The organism is Streptomyces sp. NPDC047515, assembly GCF_040643055.1.
Classification (GTDB): Bacteria; Actinomycetota; Actinomycetes; order Streptomycetales; family Streptomycetaceae; genus Streptomyces.
Genome location: NZ_JBEYTM010000161.1, coordinates 1 through 1,709, shown reverse-complemented (window position 1 = coordinate 1,709; position 1,709 = coordinate 1). Strand labels below are relative to the sequence as shown.

The window sequence follows — 1,709 nt, the reverse complement described above, 5'->3', positions numbered from 1 at the left end:
ACTGGCTGTTGTTCTTTCGAGTGTGATCGGTTGGTTTCCGCAGGTCAGGCATAGGCGCCCCGGTGGTGCGGCAGAACTGTTCCAGCATGTTGCTGCCGAGAGGGAGGATGCCGCCAATGCCGTCGGTAATGGGACTGCTGGAAGCCGAAGAACGCGCCGCCCGGCGGCGGGTGGAGGTGCTGCGCGAGCAGACGGACCGGCTGCTGGCTGAGTTGCACGAATCCGAGACCGACTGGCAGGAGCTGGTCATCGCCCAGCAGCGGGTCGGCCGGGTCCTGGCCGGGCAGCAGCAGGACGACGCTGCGGACTCTGCCGCCGAGTCTGCCGGGCAGGCGGTGGAGGAGCCTGAAGTTCCGCCGGTGGACCGTAAGCCGGGCACTCCTGCCGTCGTTGCCGCGCGCCCCGGATCGATCCTGCCGCCGTGGAGTCCTGGTGCCGATCCTGGAGCGCTCGCGGTGGACTACCAGCGCATCCTTGCCGTCCTGGCCGACGCCCGGCGCCGCAGCGAGGAGCCGATGACCTGTAAGCAGATCGCCACCGCGATGGGCGTCGAACTGACGCCGTCGAAGATCGAGGGAGTGGTGCGCTCTCGGGCCCGCCGCCTGGCCGAGCGCGGCTGGCTGACCCAGACCTCGGCGGGGAAGTTCACCCTGGCCGACGGGCCAGCCGGCGCCGCATCAGCATGACCATCGACCAGTAGATCATCGCCTCGGACGAGTCGGGGCGCCGCTCGTAGTCGCGGTCCAGGCGGCGGGTGCGGCACAGCCACGCGTTGGTGCGCTCCACTACCCAACGGCGCGGCAGGATCTCGAAGCCTTCCGCGTCGTCACTGCGCTTGACGATCTCAAGGATCAGGCCGAGTACGGCCGCGCACCACGACACCAGGAAACCGGTGTATCCGCCGTCGGCCCAGATAAGCCGGATGCGGTGGTGGCGTGCGCCGGCGCGTTCGATCAGGTGCTGGCCGGCGTCGCGGTCGCCGACATCGGCGGGGGTGACGGTGACGGCCAGCAGCATGCCGATGGTGTCGGTCAGCAGGTGGCGTTTGCGGCCGACCGTCTTCTTGTTGCCGTCGTAGCCGGAGGTGGCCACCGGGATGGTGGGGGTGGAGCGGATGGTCTGCGAATCGATGATGGCCGCGGTCGGCTCGGGGTCACGGCCCGCGTCCTCGCGTACCTTCGCGCGCAACCGGTCGTGCAGCTCGATGGTCAATCCGCGGTCCCGCCAGCGGCGGAAGAAAGCGTAGACGCGGTCCCAGGGCGGGAAGTCGAGGGGCATCGCACGCCACTTGATGCCGCCGTCCAGGAGATAGAAGACGGCGTCGAGCATCTGGCGGTGGCAGTAGGACTCCGGGCGTCCACGCCGGCTCTCCAGCCAGGCCGGGACCGGCATGGCCGCGCGCACGATCGCCCACTCGGCATCGGTCGTATCGGACGGATAGCGTGCTGCCCGGTCAGGGTGGTCGCCGGCGTTCCCGAATCGGTGGGCCAGGCAATCGCACCGCGACACGCCGGAGTTGGACGTCGCGGCAGCGGGCGCGACAGACTGGAACACCAGGGTCTCCTCCTGCTCGTTGGACTTCGACATCCCCGAGCTGTGCAGGAGGCCCTGCTTTCATGCGCGGACCGCTAAATGATCATTCGAAGGTGGACCCGGCTGGCACCCCCGTTCGACCGTCAAGCATCACGGCCGAATGAGCAACAGCCAGT

2 protein-coding genes are annotated in these 1,709 nt (G+C 68.8%); one reads left to right on the top strand and one right to left on the bottom strand.

Annotation, left to right across the window (positions count from 1 at the left end; translation table 11 throughout):
* The first annotated feature begins 116 nt into the window (after window positions 1-116).
* Entirely contained in the window at window positions 117-686 is a 570-nt protein-coding gene (locus ABZ826_RS39285) for a hypothetical protein (RefSeq protein WP_361459389.1), read from the top strand.
* On the opposite strand, the gene ABZ826_RS39280 is transcribed toward ABZ826_RS39285, so the two are convergent.
* On the bottom strand, window positions 646-1,587 hold the full coding sequence (locus ABZ826_RS39280; protein WP_361459387.1) for an IS5 family transposase: 942 nt from the start codon (window positions 1,585-1,587) through the stop codon (window positions 646-648). The genes ABZ826_RS39285 and ABZ826_RS39280 overlap by 41 nt on opposite strands.
* Window positions 1,588-1,709: the final 122 nt, after the last annotated feature.

Coding starts and splice junctions, on each gene's coding strand:
- ABZ826_RS39285 (WP_361459389.1), top strand. CDS start 117: ATGCCGTCGGTAATGGGACTGCTGGAAGCCGAAGAACGCGCCGCCCGG.
- ABZ826_RS39280 (WP_361459387.1), bottom strand. CDS start 1,587: ATGTCGAAGTCCAACGAGCAGGAGGAGACCCTGGTGTTCCAGTCTGTC.